A 22,939-nucleotide genomic window follows, 5' to 3' on the forward strand; every position below is an offset into this window, starting at 1 on the left:
ATTACTTGGCATTTGTTATTATTGCAAACTTATATAGATTATCGCAATATAAGTCAACTTCTTCATATATTTTATCATTCCGGGAGTATTTATCTCCCACCAAAACGGTATACATACCCAATTTCTGACCGAATTCCATATCAGACTTGCTGTTACCTACCATCACAGACTGCCTGAAATCGACAAACGGATAATCAGCCTGAGCCTTGAAAGCCATGCCAGTGTTGGGTTTACGGTTAATTGACTCCGGCTTTAAGTCTGTGCAATAATATATTGATGATATATTTCCACCAACGGAGGCTATACTTTCCAACATTGCGTTGTGTATATCGGCAAGGTCGTTTTCAGTCATTTTTCCTCTGCCAACACCTCGTTGATTTGTTATGATAAAGATATATTCAAATTTTTCGGATAAAATTGCGATAGCTTCCTGCGCTTTTTCTTCGAATATCCACTCCGAAATATTTTTCACATAATCGTTTTTGCGCTCAACATTTATTACGCCGTCTCTATCGAGAAACAAATATTTATATTTTTCGAATTGCGTCATAAATCAAATTTCAAGAAATCGCTGTTTGCTTTCTCATAATCTTCCGGAATACCGATGTCTATGAAGTATGAGTCTTGTATCAATCCGTATATTTTTGTATCGCCGATATGACTTTCCAGAATATCTTTCTCGAAAGAAAATCTACGGGGTAAGGGATATTTCGTTAAAACAGACTTGTTTATCAAATAAATACCTCCATTTATTAAACCTTTCTCACAGAATTGCTTTTCATTAAAAGCCCTGATCCTGTTGTGCCGATCTAATTCAACGGTTCCGTAGCGGTCAAAGTTTATCATAGGTTTTAATGCCACTGATATTTCCGCTTTTTCCCGCAAATGAAAGTCTAAGAGTGAGTTTGTATCGACATCGAAAAAAGTATCACCATTCAGAACAAAAACGTTTTCCGACTCTGTTTTCTGAAAAGCGTATCCGATTGCCCCACCTGTGCCTAGAGGTTCGTCTTCCACTACGTAAGATATCTTTACACCAAATTCATTTGTTGTAAGCCATTCTGCAACAATTTCCCACTTATATCCTAAAGATAAAACGATATGAGTAAAACCCTGCGCTTCCAGATATTTTATCACATAATACAGAAAAGGCTTCCCTGCAACCTCTGCCATACATTTCGGAACGTCTTTCACTACATTTTGTAGTCTCGTCCCAAATCCTCCTGCCAATACGATACATTCTTTCAGACTCATTTTTTTTCTAAGATAGGGCCTTTTCTTTCAGTCTCAACTAATTCTTCTTTTCGTTCTTTTTGCCTGTAATATTCCTCTTTGCGTTGCATGGCAATTACTTTCTGTCTTTCGGGTATAACAATATAGTATTTGTGATACATTACATAAAAAAAGATAATAAATGTCACGGTGTTTATATCCGCTAAACCTTTAACATTCAAAAACAAATTATAGAGAAAGAGCACTGTAACCGTGTAATTAAGTGACTTATATTGAGTGAAAGTAGTTTTCATCACAACATATTGAAAATAGAAATAGGCCAATGTCCCGGGAATTCCGATGTATAGTAGAAGCCTTGAAAATCCGATATCCGTTCCCCTGAACAACATGTGTCCATCTCCAAATATCCATCCTTGTACAGTTTGAGGAAAAGCCCACATATTAGAGAGTCCATCGGACGAATCTGTTCGCAACTCTCCCGATTCTTTGTAGTTAGTGAATGCCTCAAACGCCCAATCGTAGAAATCACGATAATAGAGATAACAAAGCGTCTGACCGATTCCTAATATAACTATAATGATAACAAAAAAGAGTATCAATTGCTCGGTAGAAATCTTCACCTGTTTTCCTTTAACAAAAAGAAGTATTAACAATACAAGACTAGCTCCTCCTCCGATCATCGTGGTACGGGCAGACAGCAGTCCGACATAGAAAATAAAAGCATAACAGATGGCCAAAAATATTCGTCCTAATTGGTTCGTTTTTTTTGTCATCAGAATAAATATGAGCAAAATGAGGCCAAACCCATATATGATACCCGCACCAAAAAACGCGATTCCATATCCCAGCAATCTTTCTCCTTTTGTTTCCAGACGTTTAAACTTGGTCAATTCATCCATAAGCATCAAGTCTTCGAAGAAACTATTTACGACCGGAATTCTATCCATCAGTATGGAGATGATACCTTGAGCTATGATAGCTGCAACAATATAGATTACAATCGTTTGAATGCTTCCGTTGGGATGTAGCTTATTGAATATCATGATAATCAGATAGGCCGAAAAATAGTACCCAAATATTGTTTTTACAGAGTCCCACCAAAACGGATCGTAATATAAATTATTTATCAGAAATGTGAGCAGACACATAAAAGTTATGGGCAGATAAGCTGCAAAAATCTTTTTGGTTTCCGGCACAGGAGCCCTTTCATAAACAAATAATCCCAAGCCTATAACTCCGGATGCAAAAATGAAAGAAGAGCCAAAGACTGACAATCCTTGAGGAAATATGTGATAAAAAACTAATGCGAAAAAAAGTAATCGAAAGATATATTTCATTATAGTTTTATCTATCTAAATATTAACTTATAAATAAATGACTTTTTATATTCCATCCTGAATATGCACTTTACGTATAGAATTATATAGTCTTGCGTTTTATAATTCTCTTTACGGTATAAAGTTGATGAAAAGCATTTTTTCAAAACTTTCAACCCCAACCGAGAATTGGCACAACATCTAAGCCAGTGCAAAGATAACATATTTTGAAGATATGTATGTGAACAAAATGGCTTACGTTTATTTAAATCTATTAAATCGAGCATAAACGACTCGCATTTTTCCAGATATTCGAAGCTCGATTCTTTGGGCACACTTTCTGCCACAGATGCATAAATATCCAAAAATTCGGGATCTTTTCTTAAGCCCAAATGATTGCAATGTATAATGAAAACCTTTTTTTTATTTTCTAGCTGTTCTTGTTCATGTTTTGTTGAAATCTGCGAACCATGCACCCTGTAATGCAAAAGCGATTCGTTTATGTTTGCTATTTTGGTCAGATAAACAGCCTTAGACCATAGGGCATAATCTTCAACATGCAGATAATCTTCCTCAAATCTCAAATTGAACCGGGAAAACATTGATTTGCGAATCATAACCGCAGGATGGCAAACGCACGACTTAAACAGGGTGAATGCCTGTATATCCTCAAATTTTGATGGATTGACATGCGGGTATAGCTTTTTCTTGCCTGTTCGAAAAGTCGAAAAATTTGTACTTACTATGTCGTAATCAGCGTTTTGCTCCAGAAAAGAAACTTCTTTTTCAATACGTTCGGGCAGCGAAATATCGTCAGCATCCATCCGGGCAATGTAGATTCCCGAACATAGGTCGATACCCTTGTTTAGCGTTTCTATCAGCTTCAGATTGGTATCGTTGTTGAATATTTTCACACGACTATCTTTTGCCGCTATTTTTTCTAATACCCCAAGTGTATTATCTTTCGAGCAATCGTTAATCGCTATCACTTCTAAGTTTCTATACGTCTGATTTAATATAGACAGAAGTGCTTCTTCCACAAACGCTTCCGCATTATAGCAAGGCATCAACACCGATACTAATGGCTTATTTTGCATTATTTTAGCTTATTATTTCTGTTGTATACGCTTTCATAAATAGTTTTGTACCCCGACATCATTTTGTCGATAGTAAAATGTTCAAGATAGGTTTTCCTTGCATTCTCCGAAGTTTGAGCGTATACATCGTCGGAACTTAATATATAATTGATTTTATCGACAAATTCTTCCACTTTATTTTCCAAAGCAAAACCATTTGTCCCGTCAAATATTTCGGTCAAACCTCCCACCGACGAAACAACCGTGGGGCGGGAATACGACAAGGCTTCGATTACCGAAATCGGCATACCCTCGTAGTTGGTAGGAAGAATGAATACGTCAGAATACGTAAGGCATTGATGTGCAGCACCACACTCGCCCAAGCAAAACACATTATCGGGCAGGTTATCTACGGGTTCTTTATTTCCTATCCAAACAAACGCATGCTGAGGCATTTGTTTCGCAATTTCGATGAACAAGGGGAAGTTTTTTTGGGGCGATATGCGCGATATACACATTATCACTTTAGCATATTCTCTTTTTATCCGTTCCAGTTCCGGCCCGAACTTGGGGGCGTTCGCTTTTTCACCACTATGGTCTATCACACCGTTATACACCAAAGACAGATTGTGGGTGATGCCTTCTTCTTTCAGGCACTCTATGTCGTACTTGCTCACCCCGATAACACTTGCCGACCTTTTTTGCAGGCATCTTTCGAAGACGAGATATTTACGGAACGCCTTTCTTACGGAATCTATCCCGTGTATTGTGTATACTATTTTTTTCTTACTGAATGCCAAACGGCCTAAAACACCCATCTTAGAGGAATGTAGATGTACAATGTCAGGACGGTATTTCAGCCTGTAATATATGAGTTTAAAGAAGACAAGCACGTCTCTCAACGAAATACTCTTTCGATGTTTATCCAGCTTGATACGCTTGATGTTTGAATCGAGATGCTGCCACGACTCACCTTCACCGCCGGAGAGCACAAATAATGTATTAGACTCATCCTTAGCCATTTCCTCCAACAAGTTCGCAACAACTGATTGGGCGCCTCCATATTCGGAAACAGTAATAACTTGAAATACTTTCATTTATCGAAATGCACAATGGTAAACATGCAAAGATAATACTTTTGTGTCAAATAAGGCTACAGACCTTTTCATTACTTTCGTAAAGATAATGGCAAAAGACAATTTTGTTGGATGTATTATTGTTTTTTTTGTACAAAAAAATACTACTTTTGCATACAGACTTTTTTGTTACTATCTTACATGTTCATAACAGAAGTGAATTAATTAATAATTTTAGACTTAATGTCCGGTTTTTTTTCAAGAAACAGATTTAGTTATTCTTTCATATTTGTTGATATATGCATAGTATATCTGTCAATTTTTGCAGCATATTTCTTATTTAGAGATACGTTAGAAAATTTTCAAAACAATTATTATGCATTCCTCACTATTTCTCCGTATATAGGTATAGCATACATTGTTTTGTGTCATGTATTTGAGTTGGATAAACCCAAAGAATTCTCATTTTTTGGTGTCATGTACTCTGTGTCATTAACTATTATATGCCTGTTTTTCATTACAATGTCAATAATGGTTATTGCTCAGGTTTTTGCCTATCCCAGAAAGATATTATTGGCCAGTACCATTTTTCAGGTAATATTGTTGATCCCGTGGCATTACTATCTGAATAGGAGGTATTTCAAAAAGAATATAAAAAAGACTTCAATCATTATCGGCTATGGACGAACCTACGACATTGCATACAAACTGCTTGCTACTAAGGGGCTTTCGTCTAACATACAGCATATTTGCAAGCCGGAACATCCCAGATTGAAAGAATATATATTGAAATATGATGTTACGTTCATTGCCGAGGATGTGAACGCACAGGAAAAGATGAAAATCATAGAATTTTGTCTGGCCAATCATAAGAATGTGTTGCATGTGCCCACCTATCCCGACATTTACCTTTTCAATTCGCGTTTCACGCAACTCGACGATGCTCCCATATTCAAGGTCAAATCGATGAGTATATCGGAAGGAAATCTTTTCACAAAGAGAATTATTGACCTGTTGTTAAGCCTGATTGCTCTGACTGTATTCTGCATCCCTATGATTATCATTGCCATAGCATTGAAAGTTGGAGGCGGATCTGTTTTTTACAAACAAGAACGTATAACGAAAGATAACAGGATTTTTAAGATCATAAAATTCCGGACAATGGTCGAAAATGCAGAAGAGTTGTCCGGACCTGTTTTGGCTCAGGATATTGATCCGAGAATCACGAAATTAGGTGCCATCTTAAGGGCGACACGGATGGATGAATTACCTCAAATATTTAACATCCTGAAAGGCGATATGAGCATTGTAGGCCCTCGTCCCGAACGACCCTATTTTGTGGAAAAGTTTACAAAAGAAATCCCTCAATACGATCTTCGCCATTCGGTGAAAGCCGGATTAACAGGCTTGGCGCAAGTGCATGGAAGGTATAACACAACTGTAAGGGAAAAATTGAAATACGACCTGATGTATATAAACGGTTATTCTTTAGCCGAAGACATTAAACTTATCTTGCAGACACTGAACATCTTGCTAAAGAAGGACAGTACGCAGGGCATAAAAGAGCAGACCGACATAAACGAGGAAATAGACGCATTGATGGAAGATTGATCCATGTAAAATATAGAGAACCAGAGAATGACAAATTTTTCAGATTTAGTAAAAAAACGCCGGAGTATACGAAAATTCACCGACGAAAAAATACAGCCTGAGCATGTGGAGTTGATACTGAAAGCCGGACTAATGTCGCCCACATCAAAAAATTCACACTCATGGCATTTTATTGCAGTTGAAGATAAGGAAAAGCTGGAAGCCTTGTCGAAATGCAAGAATACAGGAAAATTAATAGCCGGAAGCACCCTGTCCATCATTGTGGCAGGCGACCCTCTAACCAGCGATGTATGGGTTGAAGATTGTTCCATTGCCGCCATTATGATGCAATTGCAAGCCGAAGACCTGAATATTGGTAGTTGCTGGGTACAGGTCAGAGGCAGGGAAACCGACAATGGAGGTTCGTCTGAAGAGTATGTGAAAGACCTTTTCGACTTGCCTATGCAGTTACAGATATTGGCTATTATAGCTTTTGGGCATAAAGAAAAAGAAAAATCGCCACAAGACGAGAGCAAACTTTTGTGGGAAAACGTACACATCGAAAAATTCTAGCAAATGGCAAAAACTAGCACAGGCGACAGGCTCGCCTACGGTCTGACGATACTTATTTTTGGTGTTTTGTTTCTTTTAGACAAGACAGGAGTTTTGTCGCATATCCCGTATGCCGACAGGTTGGTACATGTTGGCAGCCTGTTTTTAATTGCCGGAATTGTATTTCTTTCCACAAGAGCAGAAAGAGTTACCGGGATAGTTCTTACGTCGGTGGGGGTTATCTTAAGTGCTGATTTGTTTTTTGGTTGGATGAAGAATTATTCTACACTCATCGTCCCCATACTTTTGATAGTGGCAGGATTGATTCTGGTGTTAACGGCAAAAAAATGATGAGGGTTGTACTGATAGGTGCGGGAAATCTGGCAACGCAATTGGCTTTGGCTCTATCTGACAAGTCGGTTGAGATAGTTCAGGTATACAGCAGGACTGTTGAATCTGCCAAAACTTTGGCAGATATGATTAACTGCCCATATACAACAAGCCTGGATGCAGTTGTCGCAGATGCCGATTTTTATATTTTTTCCGTAAAAGACTCTGTATTAGAAGAATTGATAGGCATGATGCCTGCAACAAACGGTATTTGGCTACACACGGCGGGTAGTATGCCGATGGGTATTTTTGAAGGTTTCACTAAAAATTACGGGGTGCTCTACCCTTTTCAGACTTTTAGCAAATCGAAAAAAGTCGATTTTTCGGTAATTCCTATATTTATTGAGGCAAATTCGTCTGAAAATATTGCTAAAATAGAAGGTTTTTGCAGAATTATATCCGATTTTGTACACATTCTGTCATCAGAAAAACGACAATATTTACATTTGACGGGTGTTTTTGCATGCAACTTTGTCAATCATTTGTATCATATATCGGAGGCCATTCTCGCAAAAGAGGATATTCCTTTTGCATCCATTTTGCCCCTGATAGAAGAAACGGCAAACAAGGTAAAAGACCTGAGTCCGTCGGAAGCTCAGACGGGCCCTGCTCTCAGGATGGATAAAAATGTAATAGATAAGCATTTAGATCTGATAAAAGACCCAAGTTGGAAAGAAATATACAGCCTGATGAGCGAAGATATTTACAGAATGAATAAAAAGAATTAAAGATATATGAGTTCAATAAACTACGATCTTAAAAAGATAAAAGCCTTTGTTTTTGATGTGGATGGCGTCCTGTCGTCCGATCAAATTCCGCTTTCGCCGGAAGGCGAGCCTATGCGGATGGTCAATATAAAGGATGGATATGCTTTGAATTTGGCAGTTAAGAGTGGTTATGGGGTTGCCATTATTACGGGTGGTAATACCTTTGCCGTGAGAAAACGCTTCGAGGGTTTGGGCATAAAGCACATTTATATGAAGTCTTCTATCAAAATGAAAGATTTTGAAGACTTTATTCAAAAAACGGGATATAAAGCGGAGGAAATCATCTATGTTGGCGACGATATTCCCGACTATCACGTTATGTTAGAGGTTGGTTTGCCTGTTGCCCCTGCCGATGCCGCACCCGAAATAAAAGCCATAGCCAAATATATTTCGCACAAAAAAGGAGGCGAAGGAGTTGGACGGGATGTTATTGAGCAAGTGATGAAAGTTCAGGGCACATGGATGACCGGCGAAGCATTTGGCTGGTAAATCATCTTATAGCCAAGTCTTTACAATATTCACCCCAATTTTTATACAAGGCTTCCATAGACGGCAATACGATATTTGCACCTGCATCCGACAACACTTTGGGGTCCATAGGCCCCGTATTGATAGCGAAAGTAAATATACCCGCCGCATTGGCAGCCTGCGCACCCATCGGGGCATTTTCAACTACAACAGCCTGATTCGGTTTCAAGCCGCCTGCCCTTTCCAATCCCATCAGGTAGGGTTCCGGATCCGGTTTTCCTTTCTTCACATCAAATGCTGTCACCATCACATCTTTAGTGAAAACTCCCGGAAAATTTTGCTCCAATTTACCCAGCAATGACGCTTGACCAGAACCTGTTACCAGGACACATTTCAAGCCACACGCTTGCACAGCTTTCAGCATATCGTATGCGAAAGGGATGGTATCGCCTTCGTTATATTTAGTGAAAAGTTCCGTTTTCCGCTTATATATTTCCTTTATTTCCTCTTCGGTCGCTTTTCGTCCGAAACAACGCTCAGTGAGTATATTGATGGTATTTCCACCCGTGCGCCCCTCGTGCAGGTAAAACTCTTCGGGTGTGGATTCGTAACCATATTCGGTCATGGTTTCGTGCCACGAACGGGCATGATATTTCATCGAATCATACAATACCCCGTCCATATCGAAAAGTACGGCTTTAATATCAAAATTTTCGTAGTTGTGTTGTTCTAAATATTTTTGAAAAATTGTCATCACCTTATTATGTTATAGTCGTGCAAAGGTAATAATATCTGCGTAAATAAATAACAGATAATATTTAATGATATATATTGCGGTTTAACTTGCTTTAAATCTAACATTTACACAATACATAAAAGAGATTTAAAACCTTAACATCTGTAAACATTGTTTCAATTTCTTTATCTATGAGAGAAGTAAATTAAATGTACTTTTGCTTCGTCATTTAAACAATATTCTGAATGAAGAAAATTTTATCAATCTGTTTATTAATAGTTTTCGTACAGGTTTCGTATGCACAGACTTATGAAGAACTGATAAATTTGTCTGCCGATTATCTGGAAAAAAACGATTATGTAGGCGCAGAACAGGTTCTCAAAGAAGCTATGAGAAAAGAACCCGGAAATCCGGGCAATACACTTCTTCTCACAAATCTGGGAACTGTGCAGAGAGAATTGGGCAAATATGACGAAGCATTGATTTCATATTCGGCAGCATTGACAAAGATTCCCAAGGCTATTTTTCTGCTTCATAACAGGGCGGCATTGTATTGTCAGTTGAACGATTTTGAGAATGCAATGAAAGATTACAATTCCATACTTCTTTACGATGACAAAGATATTGAAGCCTACTACCGGCGTGGATTATTGTATCTGAATATGAATAATATGCCTGCCGCCAGAGAAGATTTCCTGAAAATAAAAGATATTGACGAAGAATATATTTCGAGCGAACTTGGTTTGGCTATGATATATAAGTATCAGAACAATTGGAAAAAAGCCGAAGAGGCATACAGCGACCTGATCTACAAATATAAAAGAAATGGCTCCTTATATCTGAACCGTGCCGAATGTTACGCGAACATGAACAAAAACAAACTTGCCATCGAAGATTTGAGTAAAGCTGAAAGCTATGGTCTGAACGATCCTGCGTTGTACGTACTGAGAGGGCAAATAAGGTTGGAGCAATACGACAAGATGTCGGCGAAGATTGATTTCCAGAAAGCAAAGGAACTTGGCGCAAACTCAGAAACAATCAGTGCTTTACTAAAAAAATGTGAGTAAGAATAAACTTACCCACACAAGAGTCATAATAGTGTTATATCTTCTTTTTCTATCTTAAGATTGCAATAACGACAGCTTAAGACCACATTTTCCCTGTCTACCAACTCGAAATGAGTTGACATCGGCTCGTTGTTTGTAATACATTTGGGATTGTTGCATTTCACTATGCCCACAATGGTTTGAGGCAATGTGACTGTTTTCTTTTCCGTTACATCATAGTTTTTTATGATATTCAATACTACTTTGGGAGCCACCAAGGCGATTTTATTTATCTGATCTTCTTCAAAATACTTATTGTCTATCTTGATTATTCCTTTCGTCCCCATTTTTTTACTTTCGAGGTTGTTCCCGATAGTTATAGGAGTATCCAGCCTATCCAAATTGAGGAGAGAAACTACCTTAAACACCTGATCTGATGGTATATGATCTATTACCGTACCGTTGCATAAGGCTGCAACCAAAAGTTTGCCATTTTTTCCACTTTTCATAAAACGTAGTACTTAATCAACATTAATATTAAGGCTGTCGCAAATAATTGCCTGACGGGCAAACATGCCGTTTTTGGCTTGTTCAAAATAATATGCTTTGGGGTTTGCATCCACATCTTGCTGTATTTCATTTACACGAGGAAGCGGATGTAAAATCCTCAGGTTCTTTTTAGAATCTTCCAACATATCATTTTTCAGGATATAAACATTCTTCACTTTTTCATATTCCATCAAATCCGTGAACCTTTCGCGCTGAACACGGGTCATGTATAAAATATCGGACTGATTGATAACTTCTTGCGAAAAATCGGTATGCTCATGATATTCGATTCCATGTTCGTCGCAAAAGGTTTTGTATGTGTCCGGCAACTTGAGTTCTTCGGGTGCAACAAAATGAAATGTAGGATTGAAATGCGACATCCCAATAATCAGGGAGTGTACCGTCCGTCCGTATTTTAGGTCACCGACCAAGGTAATTGTCAAATTTTCAAGACCTTTCTGAGTTTTATGAATGGAATATATGTCCAACATTGTTTGGGTTGGGTGCTGATTGGCTCCATCTCCCGCATTGATAATTGGCACTCGTGAAACTTCCGAAGCATAGCGCGCCGCTCCCTCAAGATGATGGCGCATAATGATGATATCGGTATAATTGCCAACCATCATTATCGTATCTTTCAGAGTTTCGCCTTTCGACGAACTGGTTGTTGCGGCATCCGTAAAACCTATAACCCTTCCTCCAAGTCTGTTTATGGCAGTTTCGAAGCTCAAGCGTGTGCGTGTTGACGGCTCAAAAAACAGGGTTGCGCAAACTTTACCTTCCAATAATCTGCGATTGGGGTTCTGGTCGAACTTTTCGGTCAGGCTGATTATGCGAAGGATGTCTTCTTTTGTGTAATCGGTGATTGAAACTAAACTTCTGCGATTCATATATTTAATTTATCATTTGTTTTGAACACAAAAAAAAATCCTCAAAAAGTATAAACTTCCGAGGACTTATATTGTAAATTTTTGAAATTAATGCCAAAACCATCAAGAAATAATACGTGCTGATGGTTATCCTTTGATTTCAATATGAAATTATCTTTCATAAAATATTCTTGCGTTATTGCGTAACAAAGTTAGTAAAGAATTTCAACTTATCCAATCATCGTTCGCCACTTATTTTAATAATAGCAGCTTTTCACTTTACTTTTGTCGATCTTCTTGCCTCCCAGATTTATAGATTCGGAAACAATGCCAATCATAAAACTATTGGAATATGTGTGAGTTTGTATACTATTCACTTTTGTTTGATAGAAAGATCCCAGATATCCCACTCGAATGGAGTATTTATTGATCGGGAAATCGACCGAAATATAGTTTCTCAAAGCTCTCTGGTTGTGCAACGATGCAAAATTGACTAATCCCACCGAATTGCCTAAAGATATCTCGTAGTACGACTGCCCGAATTTGGGCGAAAACAAACATCCTGCAACAGGTGTATCCATTTGCCAGCGGAAGGTCATAAACTTCCAGTTGTAAAGAGCCAGAGCTGACAGTTGAATGTTTGTGTATGCCCTTGCCGACGCAGGATTATTCGAATTGCGCTGGTTGTATAAAACTCCGGCAGCAGTATTCCATAAGGCTCCCGCAGAGAGTTTAAGTTTATCTGTTTTGTAGAAATTATAGTGTCCGCCTATACTGTAATCCAACATAAGCCAATACTCATCTGCGTTTTTCGCCGGATTCTCAGCCATTGCAAACTCCAGATTGATAGTCTGTTGTTTGTTGAATTTTCCACCAAACCAAGAAGTGCGGCGCATCCGTTCGTTCATCAACCTGAATGATGTTCCTTTATATTTGAGGATCGACAGATAGGTATCATAAAGGCTCGAAGTTCCTATGCCGAAGAGTGTTGCGTTATTCGACGGCTTTGATGTCAGGTACACAGTATCTTGTTCTTGCTGTGCCACACTATTCAAAGAATAAGTAAACAACAAAAAAGCGAAAACAAGATATTTCAGTTTATTTGTCATCAAAATCCAACGACTTTTGTCCCGTCAGCTCATCAAGTATCTGAGAATCGGATTTATCATCCAGATCGTCCTCATCTATTTTTACTTCAAATTTATTTTCTTCTTCTTCGGGTTCTGCTTTTATAGGAAAACGAGTCGGCTCAAGTTCGCTAATTGTTTTTATTTCATAAGTTGAAATACGTTTTCCTTTAGCCTTAAAGCTTTTTACGGCGATAAATTCTTCCGCATCAATTTCCAGAGCCTCCCTGTATTCGTCATGTCCTCCAAAGGTAATTTGAACACGAGGGAATGCAATATCCGAAAGCAAATATAATTTAGAATCTGAATTTTCGCCTAAGAAATTCTGCTTTTTATTGGATGCTTCGAAAGTAAATCGTTTGAGATAGAAGTATTTCTGATCGGCATCGTATAACGCCGCAGTCCAGTTCTTATTGGCATCGTATTTTTCTATACGGATAATTCCTTTCTCGTAATGATTGCTCAGATCGAAATTTGTTGTGTAGAAATCTCCATTTTCAAGAACTACCAAAATTTGCTCATCACTTTGAAATTCTCCTAAATAATCTCCTCTTTCATCATAATTGAGGCGCAATACATCCGGGTCGAACCAAACTTTCCGTCCTCCAAGGGTAGAACCTCCTTTTTGCCTCAACGAAATCTTATGTATATCGGCCTTAGTCAAAAGGTTACCCATAGAGTGACGTCCTTTGATGGCAATATCGCTGAAGTCTTTTTCAAACATCAGTATTTTTTGTCTTGGGCGAGGTTTCAGTATAACCCTTATTGTTTCTGCCTCACCGTTCGGGTTGGCGCTGAAATACATTATCTTCGAATTTGCCTCTCCCTGAGTCAGGTCGTAATCCTTATCACGGCTCAAACCTGTTGCCGCAAAGCGTTTTATGTAGTAAGGCCCTGCTTTTCCATGACGATAGGCCACATTGTATATTGTGCGGGTATCGTTCCGTTTAAAGACATTCAGGTAAAGGACATTTTTGCCGACAAAGAGCTTTTCAGCAACTTTTACGATCTTGTATTTTCCATCTTTATAGAAGATGATTATATCGTCAATATCGGAGCAGTTGCAAACAAACTCGTCTTTCTTAAGCCCTGTTCCGATGAAGCCTTCTTCTCTGTTTATATACAGTTTTTCGTTAGCTTCCACAACTTTGGTTGCTTCAATCGTATCAAAGCTGCGTATCTCCGTCATACGGGGATATTGTTTGCCGTACTTCTCTTTCAACATGGCATACCAGGCAATGGTATAATCAATCAGGTTTGCCAGATTGTGGTCTATCTCTTCTATTTCGGCCTTTATTTTGGCTATCAGTTCCTCAGCCTTGTCCGAATTGAATTTAAGGATTCGTCCCATCTTGATTTCCATCAATTTAAGGATGTCTTCCTTGGTTACTTCACGTATAAATAATTTTGTGTATGGAATCAATCGCTTGTCGATATGGTCTACGGCAGCATCCATATTCTTAGCGTTTTCAAATTCTTTATCCTTATAGATACGCTCTTCGATGAATATTTTTTCGAGAGACGAATAATGAAGCTGTTCTTCCAGTTCCTTTTTTTGTATCTCCAGTTCCCTCTGCAACAAGAATTTCGTATTTTCCGTAGTATGTCTCAAGACATCGCTTACGGTAAGAAAATGAGGCTTATTGTCCTCAATTATACAGCAGTTGGGCGAAATGCTTATCTCGCAATCGGTGAAAGCGTAAAGCGCGTCGATCGTCTTATCGGACGAAACTCCGGCAGCCAGATGTATTTGAATTTCCACATTCTGAGCGGTAATATCATCTACCTTCCGTATCTTTATTTTGCCTTTGTCGTTAGCCTTCAAAATGGAATCTACCAAAGAGCCGGTTGTGCGTCCGTACGGCACGTCTGTGATGACAAGGGTTTTGTTGTCCAGTTTAGATATTTTCGCACGTATTTTCACCGCGCCACCACGTTGTCCGTCGTTGTAACGGCTGACATCAATGTAGCCACCCGTCTGAAAGTCGGGATAAATGGCAAATTCTTCGTCGTTCAGGTAGGCGATGGATGCATCACATATTTCATTGAAATTGTGAGGCAATATTTTCGAGGATAGTCCCACAGCAATACCTTCAACCCCTTGAGTCAGCAGAAGCGGAAATTTTACGGGCAAAGTAACAGGTTCTTTGTTACGCCCGTCATACGAAGGTTTCCATTCAGTTGTTTTAGGGTTGAAAAGGACTTCCAACGCAAATTTCGACAAACGAGCCTCAATGTAACGGGGAGCGGCAGCTCCGTCACCGGTCAGCACATTCCCCCAGTTTCCCTGACAATCGACCAACAAATCTTTTTGCCCCAATTGCACCAGGGCGTCACCGATGGATGCGTCACCGTGTGGGTGAAACTGCATCGTATGCCCGATTATGTTGGCAACCTTGTTGTAGCGCCCGTCATCCATTCGTTTCATCGAGTGGAGAATACGGCGTTGCACGGGTTTCAATCCATCGGAAATATGCGGCACGGCACGTTCCAATATAACGTATGAAGCATAGTCAAGAAACCAGTTCTGATACATACCCGACAGGTGTGTCTGTGTATCAGAATCTTTCAGTGAAATACGGTAGTCGGAATGTCCTTCCGTATTGCCCTGATCGTCTTCGTTATTTTGTAAATCGTCGTTTAATTCGTCAGCGTTTTCGTCTATAATATCTTCTGGAAACATATATAATTATTGCTTGTAAAGGCTTTTTCAAAAAATCATTCAAAGATAGCATTTTTTGACTGATTTCAAAAGTTCTCAATTTTGATTTTTTCTTCATAAAAAAGCATCATATTGTTTGTAAAATTGAGGAAAAGAAAAAATATTGTTAACTTTAAGCTCTTTTTTGATAATAAGCTGTTTTGATATGAACATAACGTTACTCCAAACTGATATAAAGTGGGCCGATCCTGTTTATAACAGAGATCGTGTGCATCAACTAATTGACAGCTTGAAACAAACAGACCTTATTATTCTTCCCGAAATGTTTACAACAGGTTTTTGCTTAAACCCGAAAGAAATTGCGGAGGAAGCAAACGCCGAAACACTGCAATGGATGCGTTCGATAGCAAAAGATAAGGATGTGGCTATCGCAGGAAGTGTTGCAACAAAAGAAAACGGGAAATACTACAACAGGCTCTATTTCGTAAAACCTGATGGGAGCTATTCTACGTACAACAAACGACATTTGTTCAGTTACGGTGGCGAGGATAAAGAATATACTGCCGGAAACGAAAAAGTAGTTGTTGAACACGAAGGTTTCCGCATATTGCTCCAAATTTGCTACGATCTGCGTTTTCCTGTTTTTGCCCGTAACACAGGCAATTACGACATGATTGTTTATGTGGCAAACTGGCCAACAACACGTATCGAAGCATGGAATACACTTCTCAGGGCACGGGCTATTGAAAACCAGTGTTATGTGGCTGCCGTCAACCGTACGGGCGAAGACCCCACCTGCAAATATTCAGGAGGCGGTACGGTTCTGATAGATTATTACGGCAAAACGATTGCAACATCAGAGCCTGACAAAGAAGATATTGTGACCGGAAATATAGATATAAAACTATTAAACGATTTTAGAAAGAAATTTCCTGCATTGAATGATGCAGACCAATTCAGAATGATCATATAAATGAAAGAAAAACTATTACTACTGGGCGACCAAGCGATTGCCTTGGGAGCCATACATGCCGGAATAACAGGCGTTTATGCTTATCCGGGTACTCCCTCCACCGAAATAACGGAATATATACAAGAGTATCCTCTGGCAAAGGAAAGAAATATTCACAGCCGATGGTGTACGAATGAAAAAACAGCTATGGAAGCTGCTCTTGGCGTTTCTTATATCGGAAAACGTGCCCTTGTTTGCATGAAGCATGTAGGGTTGAACGTAGCCGCTGATGCTTTTGTAAATTCCGCTATGACAGGGACAAACGGCGGTTTAGTTGTACTTGTTGCAGACGATCCGTCTATGCACTCGTCTCAGAATGAGCAGGATTCCCGCTTCTACGGAAAGTTTGCTTTCACACCCATATTCGAACCATCATCGCAACAAGAAGCATACGATATGGTGCGGTATGCTTTCGACCTATCGGAAAAATGTGAATTGCCTGTACTAATGCGTATTACCACTCGCATGGCACATTCGCGTGCGGTAGTGGAAACGGCCGAAATAAGACAACAAAACGACATTAAATTTCCCGAAGACAAATCGCGTTGGATATTGCTTCCGGTGAATGCCAGAAGAAGATACAATGAATTGTTGGCTGTTCAACCCGAATTGGAAAAGATATCGACGGAATCACAATACAACGTATACAAAAAAGGAAATAAGCAAGGGGTAATTGCCTGTGGAATAGGTTATAACTACCTGATGGAAAACTATCCGGAAGGTTGTGACCGCACTGTGTTGAAAATTTCACAATACCCATTGCCTCGCAATATTATAAAGGAAATAGTTGCTGACTGCGACGAAGTATTGATTCTGGAAGACGGACAGCCTTTTGTTGAAGAACAAGTACGAGGGTTGTTAGACGAAAGCGGAAAAATAAAAGGACGATTGACGGGCGAATTGCCTCGTGTGGGCGAACTTACACCCGATAATGTCAAACTTGCTTTAGGTTTCGAAAGCGAACAGCATCTTGATGCGAGCAAAAACGTTGCTCCACGCCCACCCGCTCTATGTTCGGGATGTGGTCACCGGGACGTTTACGATGCCCTGAACGAAGTGATAAAAGATTATACAGATGCCAAAGTTTTCAGCGATATAGGTTGTTATACGCTTGGCGCTCTCCCACCCTTCCGCACCATCAACAGTTGCGTAGATATGGGCGCATCAATCACAATGGCAAAAGGAGCAGCCGACGGAGGCCTGTTTCCGTCCATTGCCGTAATCGGGGATTCCACATTTACCCATTCGGGTATAACGGGGTTATTGGATGCCGTCAATTCGAAATCGAATGTTACGATAATCATTTCTGACAACGAAACCACTGCCATGACAGGCGGACAAGATTCGGCGGGAACCGGTAGGCTGGAAGCTATATGTTTAGGAGTGGGTGTCGAAGCCGAACACCTTCATGTTGTTGTTCCATTACCCAAAAATATGGATGCAATAAAAGCTACTATCAAACAAGAAATTGAATATAACGGAGTTTCGGTAATTATACCAAGACGGGATTGTATTCAAACACACAAAAGAAAAGCGAAAAAATAAATTATGAAACTAGATATAATACTTTCAGGGGTTGGTGGACAAGGCATTTTGTCTATTGCGGCAATCGTGGGCGAAGCCTCATTGAGCGAAGGCTTGCATATTAAACAAGCCGAAGTGCATGGAATGAGTCAGAGGGGTGGAGACGTTCAGTCTAACCTGCGTATTTCTTCATCGCCCATATATTCCGACCTGATTGCCAAAGGCACGGCAAACGCCATTATTTCACTGGAGCCTATGGAGGCTTTACGCTACATTCCCTACCTGTCTAAAGACGGATGGATAGTTGCCAATTCAACGCCATTTGTCAATATCCTGGCATATCCCGAATTGGGAACGGTTTTGGACGAGTTGCGGTCTTTTCCTAACGTGATATTGATAGACGTGGACGCAATAGCCAAAGAGGCGAAAAATCCGAGGGCAACCAACATGGTGCTATTGGGTGCGGCGTCGGTTATATTGGGCATAGATGCCAATAAATTGGAAGATGCCATAGCCCGGATATTCGGACGTAAAGGTGAAAATATAGTTGAAATGAATAAAACCGCATTCCGTTTGGGACGTGAAGCCGGTGAGAAACAAATAAAAAAATGACACAACCGCAAACGAGCAAAACTCCCGTTGACCGCAAGGTTGTTGACAATTTGATAGAAAAATTTGGCATTACCAATTTTGGAAAAGCAACCATACGCGAAATAAAAGCCATAGCTGCTCAGGCAGAGCAAGATACGGGTATCGAATTTATAAAAATGGAAATGGGTGTACCCGGATTATCGGCTTCCTCTATGGGCGTAAAGGCCGAAATAGAAGCCCTGCAATCGGGGGTGGCCAGCGTGTATGCCGATATAGACGGAATTCCTGCCCTAAAGGAAGAAACATCCCGTTTCGTAAAGGCATTTGTAGACGTGGATATTCCCGCCGAAGGATGCGTACCCGTAACAGGCTCTATGCAGGGAACTTATGCGGCATTCTTGACAGCCAGCCAGTGCGATCCCAACAAGGATACGATACTTTTCATCGATCCCGGATTTCCCGTACAGAAACAGCAATTGGTGGTTATGGGGCAAAAATATGAAAGTTTCGATATTTATGAGTTCAGAGGCGAAAAGCTGCAGGAAAAATTGGAAAGTTATCTAAAAAAAGGCAACATTTCGGCTCTTATCTATTCCAATCCGAACAACCCCAGTTGGATAAGCCTGAAAGACGAAGAACTGAAAATTATAGGCGAATTGTGTCAGCTCTACGATGTAATATTGCTGGAAGACCTTGCTTATTTTGCAATGGACTTTCGCCGAGATTTGAGCAAACCCTTCGAGGCTCCGTTTCAATTGACTGCGGCTAAATATTGCGACAATTATGTATTGCTCATTTCCGCATCCAAAGCATTCAGCTATGCCGGTCAGCGCATTGGGGTGGCTTGTATTTCGGATAAATTATATCATAGAAAATATAAGGGAATAACCCAACGTTATGGCATGGGAACGTATGGGTCTACATTCGTTCATCGTGTTCTTTATGCTTTGAGTGCAGGGGTAAGCCATTCGGCTCAATATGCACTTGCGGCAATGTTCAAGGCTGCAAATGACGGAAAATACAATTTTCTGAGCGAGGTTCGTGAGTATGGGAACAGGGCACAAAAATTGAAGGAAATATTCTTGCGTCACGGATTCAAATTAGTGTACGACAACGATATGGGTGAGCCAATTGCAGATGGTTTCTATTTCACCATCACGTATCCGGGTATGAGTGGCGGAGATCTTTCCCGCGAGCTGATGTACTACGGGGTAAGCGCCATTTCGTTGGAAACAACAGGCAGTAGCCAACAAGGACTCAGGATATGCACTTCGTTTATATATCCCCATCAATATGAACAATTGGACGAAAGATTGAAAGTTTTTGGTCTGAATCAAGAAAAGAAATAATTAAAAAAACTACTATAAAGAAAATGATTTGGAATAAGCCAAAAGAATGTATGAGTCGCGAAGACATGAAACGTCTTCAGGGCGAACGTTTAAAAAAATTGGTGGAAAGAGTTTACCATAGTACGCCTTTCTACCGTCAAAAAATGCAGGAGATGGATGTCACTCCCGGCGACATACAGTCGATAGACGACATCGTGAAACTGCCTTTCACAACCAAGCAGGATTTGAGGGATAATTACCCTTACGGATTGTTTGCCGTACCCATGTCGGAGATAGTGCGTCTGCATGCATCTTCAGGGACTACGGGTTCTCCGACGGTTGTCGGATACACCCGTCGCGACCTTTCCATTTGGTCGGAAATGATTGCCCGCTGCCTGAGTGCTTACGGGGCAGATTGCCACGATATTTTTTCCGTGGCTTATGGTTATGGGTTATTCACCGGAGGACTGGGTATGCACTACGGCGTAGAGCATCTTGGGGCAACGGTAATTCCTATGTCGAGCGGAAACACAGCGAAACAAATTCAACTGATGCACGATTTCGGGCCAACAGCAATTGCCTGTACTCCGTCGTATGCGCTTTATCTGGCAGAAGCAATGGCTAAAACGGGAATACCACGCGAAGAGTTTAAACTCCGCATAGGCATTTTCGGAGCTGAACCTTGGACTGAAAATATGCGTAAGGAAATAGAAACGAAGATGGGTGTAGATGCCTATAACATATATGGACTGAGCGAGGTGATGGGACCCGGTGTTTCGCACGAATGTGAATGTAAGGATGGTTCGCACATTATAGAAGACCATTTCTACCCCGAAATCATTTCGCCCGATACGTTTGAACAACTGCCTTACGGCGAGCAAGGCGAATTGGTGTTCACTACCCTCACGAAAGAGGGTTTGCCATTGTTGCGTTATCGTACGAAAGATTTATGTACACTTACCGACGAACCATGCAAATGTGGACGCACGAATGTTCGTATGAGCCGCATTGTTGGACGAAGCGACGACATGCTTATTATCCGTGGAGTAAACGTATTCCCGTCGCAGATTGAAAGTGTTATTCTCGAAATGGAGGAATTTGAGCCTCACTATATGCTTGTTGTGGACAGAGTGAACAATCTGGATATTCTGGAGGTTCAGGTAGAAGTGAGAGATGGTTACTTCTCGGATGAGATCAGCAAGATGTTGGCATTGAAAAAGAAGCTCTCGCAACGTTTACAAAGCGTTTTAGGAATCAGTGCCGATATAAAACTTGCCGAACCGTTCAGCATTAAGCGCAGCGAGGGCAAGGCACAGAGAGTTATTGACAAACGTAATCTAAATTGATAATACTATGACAATCAGACAGCTATCCGTATTTATAGAAAACAAGACAGGCCGGATTAATGATGTTACACGCATATTGGCGGCAAACGGAGTGAATATGACAGCTTTCAGTTTGGCTGAGAGTTCCGATTTTGGAATATTACGTATGATTATATCTGATGTAGACTTAGCTGTACGCGTGCTAAAAGATGCTCACTTTGGGGTTAGTGTCACAGATGTGGTTTGTTTTGCTTGCGACAACACGCCCGGCTCGTTATCGAAAATTCTTGAGTATCTGGCCAAAGAAGATGTCTTTATCGAATATATGTATGCTTTTTCGCAGGGCGAATCGGCAAATGTTGTAATTCGTCCGACAGATGTGAACCGATGTGTAGAAATCTTAAAGAAATACGACTGCAACTTATTAACTGACAGCCATCTGCACTGAAAATAAAAAAGGTATCTCAATGAGATACCTTTTTACTTATTGTCTTGTGATATTATTAATATCTGTTACGGCCACCACCGTTAAAACCTCCGCCTCTGTTGTTGTTAAAAGAACGAGCTGGTCTTTCTTCACGTGGTCTAGCTTCTGATACAGAAATTGTTCTGCCATCATATTCAGCTCCATTCAACTCAGAAATTGCTTTTGTAGCAGCTTCATTGTCTTCCATTTCCACAAATCCGTAACCTTTAGATCTGTTTGTTTGACGATCCATAATAACTTTTGCTGAAGTAATAACTCCATACTCTTCGAAAAGAGTCAATAAATCGGCATCGTTAACATTGTAACTTAAGCCAGCAATAAAAATGTTCATTAAAAAAAATATAAAATGTAAATAAAAAAATTACATGAGGATTATCACAAATATACAAACTAGACTAAATTTCTGGAATTATAGAATAAGTGTGGATTCTGTTATAAAAGAACTCAAGTGTTAGGCACAAAGTTAGAAATAAAAGGTTATCAACCAAGAAAAAAGATTGATTTTTTATTTTTATTATCTAATAATAATTCTATTTTCTTCCGAACAAACTGCCTATTGCACCTAAAATACCTCCCATACCACCTCCTCCGGTGAAAGTTTTGATCAATGATTCCACGTTGAAGCCCGTATCGTTGGGATCGTTATTCTTTTTTGTAAAAATACCGATTATGGCGGGAACTACTGCCGTGGCAATTGTATTTGCAACTCCCTGATTCAACCCAACTTTGCTCGTCAACGCCGAAACAACTGAACTCTGAACACCGGATACTATATTGTTGGCTCCCTCAGAATTTGCGCCGTTACTCAGCAAACTTGTTATAGCTCCTATGTTTTCGAAAGATATGTGATCTTTCAAACTACTTAAAATTGCGGAAGCTGTTGTATCAACCGCTTCATTTTGTTTTTCGGCAGGAACATCTGCATTATTTGTTATAACTCCTAATGCTTCTTTTTTTACTAAATCTATGATACCATCTAACATAATAATATAATTTTTTTTGATTATTGTATATAAAACTACTTTGTATACTATAAAACAACGGCGAACCATATTAGTTCGCCGTTAAATAGTTATTTATGCGAATCAGTAGTTAAAATAGGTTGGTTTTTATTCGACGTTTTTTGCTGCCGCGCCTCTTGCAGAGACTTGCCTTCGTTCATTTTGTCTTGACACAAAACGAACCAAAAAGTCAAGGCTTAGCTTCTCGGCGACC

24 protein-coding genes are annotated in these 22,939 nt (G+C 39.9%); 12 read left to right on the forward strand and 12 right to left on the reverse strand.

Features of this window, described 5'->3' with window-relative positions; genetic code table 11:
* Nucleotide 1 precedes the first annotated feature (1 nt).
* From D0T56_RS06090 to D0T56_RS06110, 5 genes are read right to left on the reverse strand one after another with little or no spacing between them, the layout of a single operon-like run.
* On the reverse strand, nucleotides 2-550 hold the full coding sequence (locus D0T56_RS06090) for an HAD-IIIA family hydrolase (RefSeq protein WP_163319254.1): 549 nt from the start codon (nucleotides 548-550) through the stop codon (nucleotides 2-4).
* Nucleotides 547-1,254 (reverse strand): nucleotidyltransferase family protein, encoded by a 708-nt coding sequence (locus tag D0T56_RS06095; protein WP_185153844.1) that lies wholly within the window; start codon nucleotides 1,252-1,254, stop codon nucleotides 547-549. The genes D0T56_RS06090 and D0T56_RS06095 overlap by 4 nt, the downstream gene beginning before the upstream one ends.
* On the reverse strand, nucleotides 1,251-2,570 hold the full coding sequence (locus D0T56_RS06100) for a hypothetical protein (protein ID WP_163319255.1): 1,320 nt from the start codon (nucleotides 2,568-2,570) through the stop codon (nucleotides 1,251-1,253). The genes D0T56_RS06095 and D0T56_RS06100 overlap by 4 nt, the downstream gene beginning before the upstream one ends.
* A gap of 11 nt (nucleotides 2,571-2,581) precedes the next feature.
* Entirely contained in the window at nucleotides 2,582-3,646 is a 1,065-nt protein-coding gene (locus tag D0T56_RS06105; RefSeq protein ID WP_163319256.1) for a glycosyltransferase family 2 protein, read from the reverse strand.
* A complete protein-coding gene (locus D0T56_RS06110; RefSeq protein WP_163319257.1) occupies nucleotides 3,646-4,722 on the reverse strand; it encodes a glycosyltransferase in 1,077 nt (358 codons plus the stop codon). The genes D0T56_RS06105 and D0T56_RS06110 overlap by 1 nt, the downstream gene beginning before the upstream one ends.
* Nucleotides 4,723-4,944: 222 nt before the next feature.
* On the opposite strand from D0T56_RS06110, the gene D0T56_RS06115 reads away from it, so the two are divergent.
* From D0T56_RS06115 to D0T56_RS06135, 5 genes are read left to right on the forward strand one after another with little or no spacing between them, the layout of a single operon-like run.
* Nucleotides 4,945-6,312 carry a sugar transferase gene (locus tag D0T56_RS06115; protein ID WP_163319258.1) on the forward strand — a complete coding sequence of 456 codons (1,368 nt, stop codon included), beginning with the start codon at nucleotides 4,945-4,947 and terminating at the stop codon, nucleotides 6,310-6,312.
* Nucleotides 6,313-6,339: 27 nt separating this feature from the next.
* Nucleotides 6,340-6,864: a nitroreductase family protein gene (locus D0T56_RS06120; RefSeq protein ID WP_163319259.1), complete on the forward strand. Its 525-nt coding sequence runs from the start codon at nucleotides 6,340-6,342 to the stop codon at nucleotides 6,862-6,864.
* A 3-nt stretch (nucleotides 6,865-6,867) separates the two neighbouring features.
* Nucleotides 6,868-7,194: a hypothetical protein gene (locus D0T56_RS06125; protein ID WP_163319260.1), complete on the forward strand. Its 327-nt coding sequence runs from the start codon at nucleotides 6,868-6,870 to the stop codon at nucleotides 7,192-7,194.
* Nucleotides 7,194-7,961 (forward strand): Rossmann-like and DUF2520 domain-containing protein, encoded by a 768-nt coding sequence (locus tag D0T56_RS06130; RefSeq protein ID WP_163319414.1) that lies wholly within the window; start codon nucleotides 7,194-7,196, stop codon nucleotides 7,959-7,961. Before D0T56_RS06125 ends, D0T56_RS06130 begins: the two co-directional genes overlap by 1 nt.
* 6 nt (nucleotides 7,962-7,967) lie before the next feature.
* Nucleotides 7,968-8,489: an HAD family hydrolase gene (locus D0T56_RS06135; RefSeq protein ID WP_163319261.1), complete on the forward strand. Its 522-nt coding sequence runs from the start codon at nucleotides 7,968-7,970 to the stop codon at nucleotides 8,487-8,489.
* A gap of 1 nt (nucleotide 8,490) precedes the next feature.
* Here the strand turns inward: D0T56_RS06135 and D0T56_RS06140 are convergent, their stop codons facing one another.
* Nucleotides 8,491-9,222 carry an HAD family phosphatase gene (locus tag D0T56_RS06140; protein ID WP_185153845.1) on the reverse strand — a complete coding sequence of 244 codons (732 nt, stop codon included), beginning with the start codon at nucleotides 9,220-9,222 and terminating at the stop codon, nucleotides 8,491-8,493.
* A 227-nt stretch (nucleotides 9,223-9,449) separates the two neighbouring features.
* Between D0T56_RS06140 and D0T56_RS06145 the strand changes: the two genes are divergently transcribed.
* Nucleotides 9,450-10,271 (forward strand): tetratricopeptide repeat protein, encoded by an 822-nt coding sequence (locus D0T56_RS06145; protein ID WP_163319263.1) that lies wholly within the window; start codon nucleotides 9,450-9,452, stop codon nucleotides 10,269-10,271.
* 23 nt (nucleotides 10,272-10,294) lie between these two features.
* Here the strand turns inward: D0T56_RS06145 and pyrI are convergent, their stop codons facing one another.
* The 4 genes from pyrI to D0T56_RS06165 all read right to left on the reverse strand — a co-directional run bounded on the left by pyrI (nucleotide 10,295) and on the right by D0T56_RS06165 (nucleotide 15,478).
* Nucleotides 10,295-10,759, reverse strand: a complete 465-nt coding sequence (gene pyrI / locus D0T56_RS06150; protein WP_163319264.1) for an aspartate carbamoyltransferase regulatory subunit — start codon at nucleotides 10,757-10,759, stop codon at nucleotides 10,295-10,297.
* 12 nt (nucleotides 10,760-10,771) lie between these two features.
* Nucleotides 10,772-11,689: an aspartate carbamoyltransferase gene (pyrB, locus tag D0T56_RS06155; RefSeq protein ID WP_163319265.1), complete on the reverse strand. Its 918-nt coding sequence runs from the start codon at nucleotides 11,687-11,689 to the stop codon at nucleotides 10,772-10,774.
* 236 nt (nucleotides 11,690-11,925) lie between these two features.
* Complete coding sequence (locus D0T56_RS06160) at nucleotides 11,926-12,777, reverse strand: DUF3316 domain-containing protein (RefSeq protein WP_163319266.1); 852 nt, start codon at nucleotides 12,775-12,777, stop codon at nucleotides 11,926-11,928.
* Complete coding sequence (locus tag D0T56_RS06165) at nucleotides 12,767-15,478, reverse strand: DNA gyrase/topoisomerase IV subunit A (protein WP_163319267.1); 2,712 nt, start codon at nucleotides 15,476-15,478, stop codon at nucleotides 12,767-12,769. Before D0T56_RS06165 ends, D0T56_RS06160 begins: the two co-directional genes overlap by 11 nt.
* A 184-nt stretch (nucleotides 15,479-15,662) precedes the next feature.
* Between D0T56_RS06165 and D0T56_RS06170 the strand changes: the two genes are divergently transcribed.
* Genes D0T56_RS06170 through D0T56_RS06195 form a run of 6 tightly spaced genes read left to right on the forward strand, consistent with a single transcriptional unit; the run spans nucleotide 15,663 to nucleotide 21,685 of the window.
* Nucleotides 15,663-16,430: an amidohydrolase gene (locus tag D0T56_RS06170; protein ID WP_163319268.1), complete on the forward strand. Its 768-nt coding sequence runs from the start codon at nucleotides 15,663-15,665 to the stop codon at nucleotides 16,428-16,430.
* On the forward strand, nucleotides 16,431-18,014 hold the full coding sequence (locus tag D0T56_RS06175; protein ID WP_163319269.1) for a thiamine pyrophosphate-dependent enzyme: 1,584 nt from the start codon (nucleotides 16,431-16,433) through the stop codon (nucleotides 18,012-18,014). It begins immediately after the preceding gene.
* Between the two features lie 3 nt (nucleotides 18,015-18,017).
* Complete coding sequence (locus D0T56_RS06180) at nucleotides 18,018-18,605, forward strand: indolepyruvate oxidoreductase subunit beta (RefSeq protein ID WP_163319270.1); 588 nt, start codon at nucleotides 18,018-18,020, stop codon at nucleotides 18,603-18,605.
* The gene (locus D0T56_RS06185; protein ID WP_163319271.1) at nucleotides 18,602-19,933 is read left to right on the forward strand and encodes a pyridoxal phosphate-dependent aminotransferase; all 1,332 of its coding nucleotides are present in this window, start codon (nucleotides 18,602-18,604) and stop codon (nucleotides 19,931-19,933) included. The genes D0T56_RS06180 and D0T56_RS06185 overlap by 4 nt, the downstream gene beginning before the upstream one ends.
* A gap of 23 nt (nucleotides 19,934-19,956) precedes the next feature.
* Nucleotides 19,957-21,258, forward strand: coding sequence for a phenylacetate--CoA ligase family protein (locus D0T56_RS06190; protein ID WP_163319272.1), 1,302 nt, complete (start codon nucleotides 19,957-19,959; stop codon nucleotides 21,256-21,258).
* A 7-nt stretch (nucleotides 21,259-21,265) separates the two neighbouring features.
* Nucleotides 21,266-21,685, forward strand: coding sequence for an ACT domain-containing protein (locus tag D0T56_RS06195; protein ID WP_163319273.1), 420 nt, complete (start codon nucleotides 21,266-21,268; stop codon nucleotides 21,683-21,685).
* A gap of 55 nt (nucleotides 21,686-21,740) precedes the next feature.
* Here the strand turns inward: D0T56_RS06195 and D0T56_RS06200 are convergent, their stop codons facing one another.
* Together D0T56_RS06200 and D0T56_RS06205 are read right to left on the reverse strand one after the other, a co-directional pair.
* Nucleotides 21,741-22,055 (reverse strand): RNA-binding protein, encoded by a 315-nt coding sequence (locus D0T56_RS06200; RefSeq protein ID WP_163319274.1) that lies wholly within the window; start codon nucleotides 22,053-22,055, stop codon nucleotides 21,741-21,743.
* A gap of 199 nt (nucleotides 22,056-22,254) precedes the next feature.
* The gene (locus D0T56_RS06205) at nucleotides 22,255-22,707 is read right to left on the reverse strand and encodes a DUF937 domain-containing protein (RefSeq protein WP_163319275.1); all 453 of its coding nucleotides are present in this window, start codon (nucleotides 22,705-22,707) and stop codon (nucleotides 22,255-22,257) included.
* Nucleotides 22,708-22,939: the final 232 nt, after the last annotated feature.

Source organism: Dysgonomonas sp. 520 (assembly GCF_010501095.1).
GTDB lineage: Bacteria > Bacteroidota > Bacteroidia > Bacteroidales > Dysgonomonadaceae > QVMP01.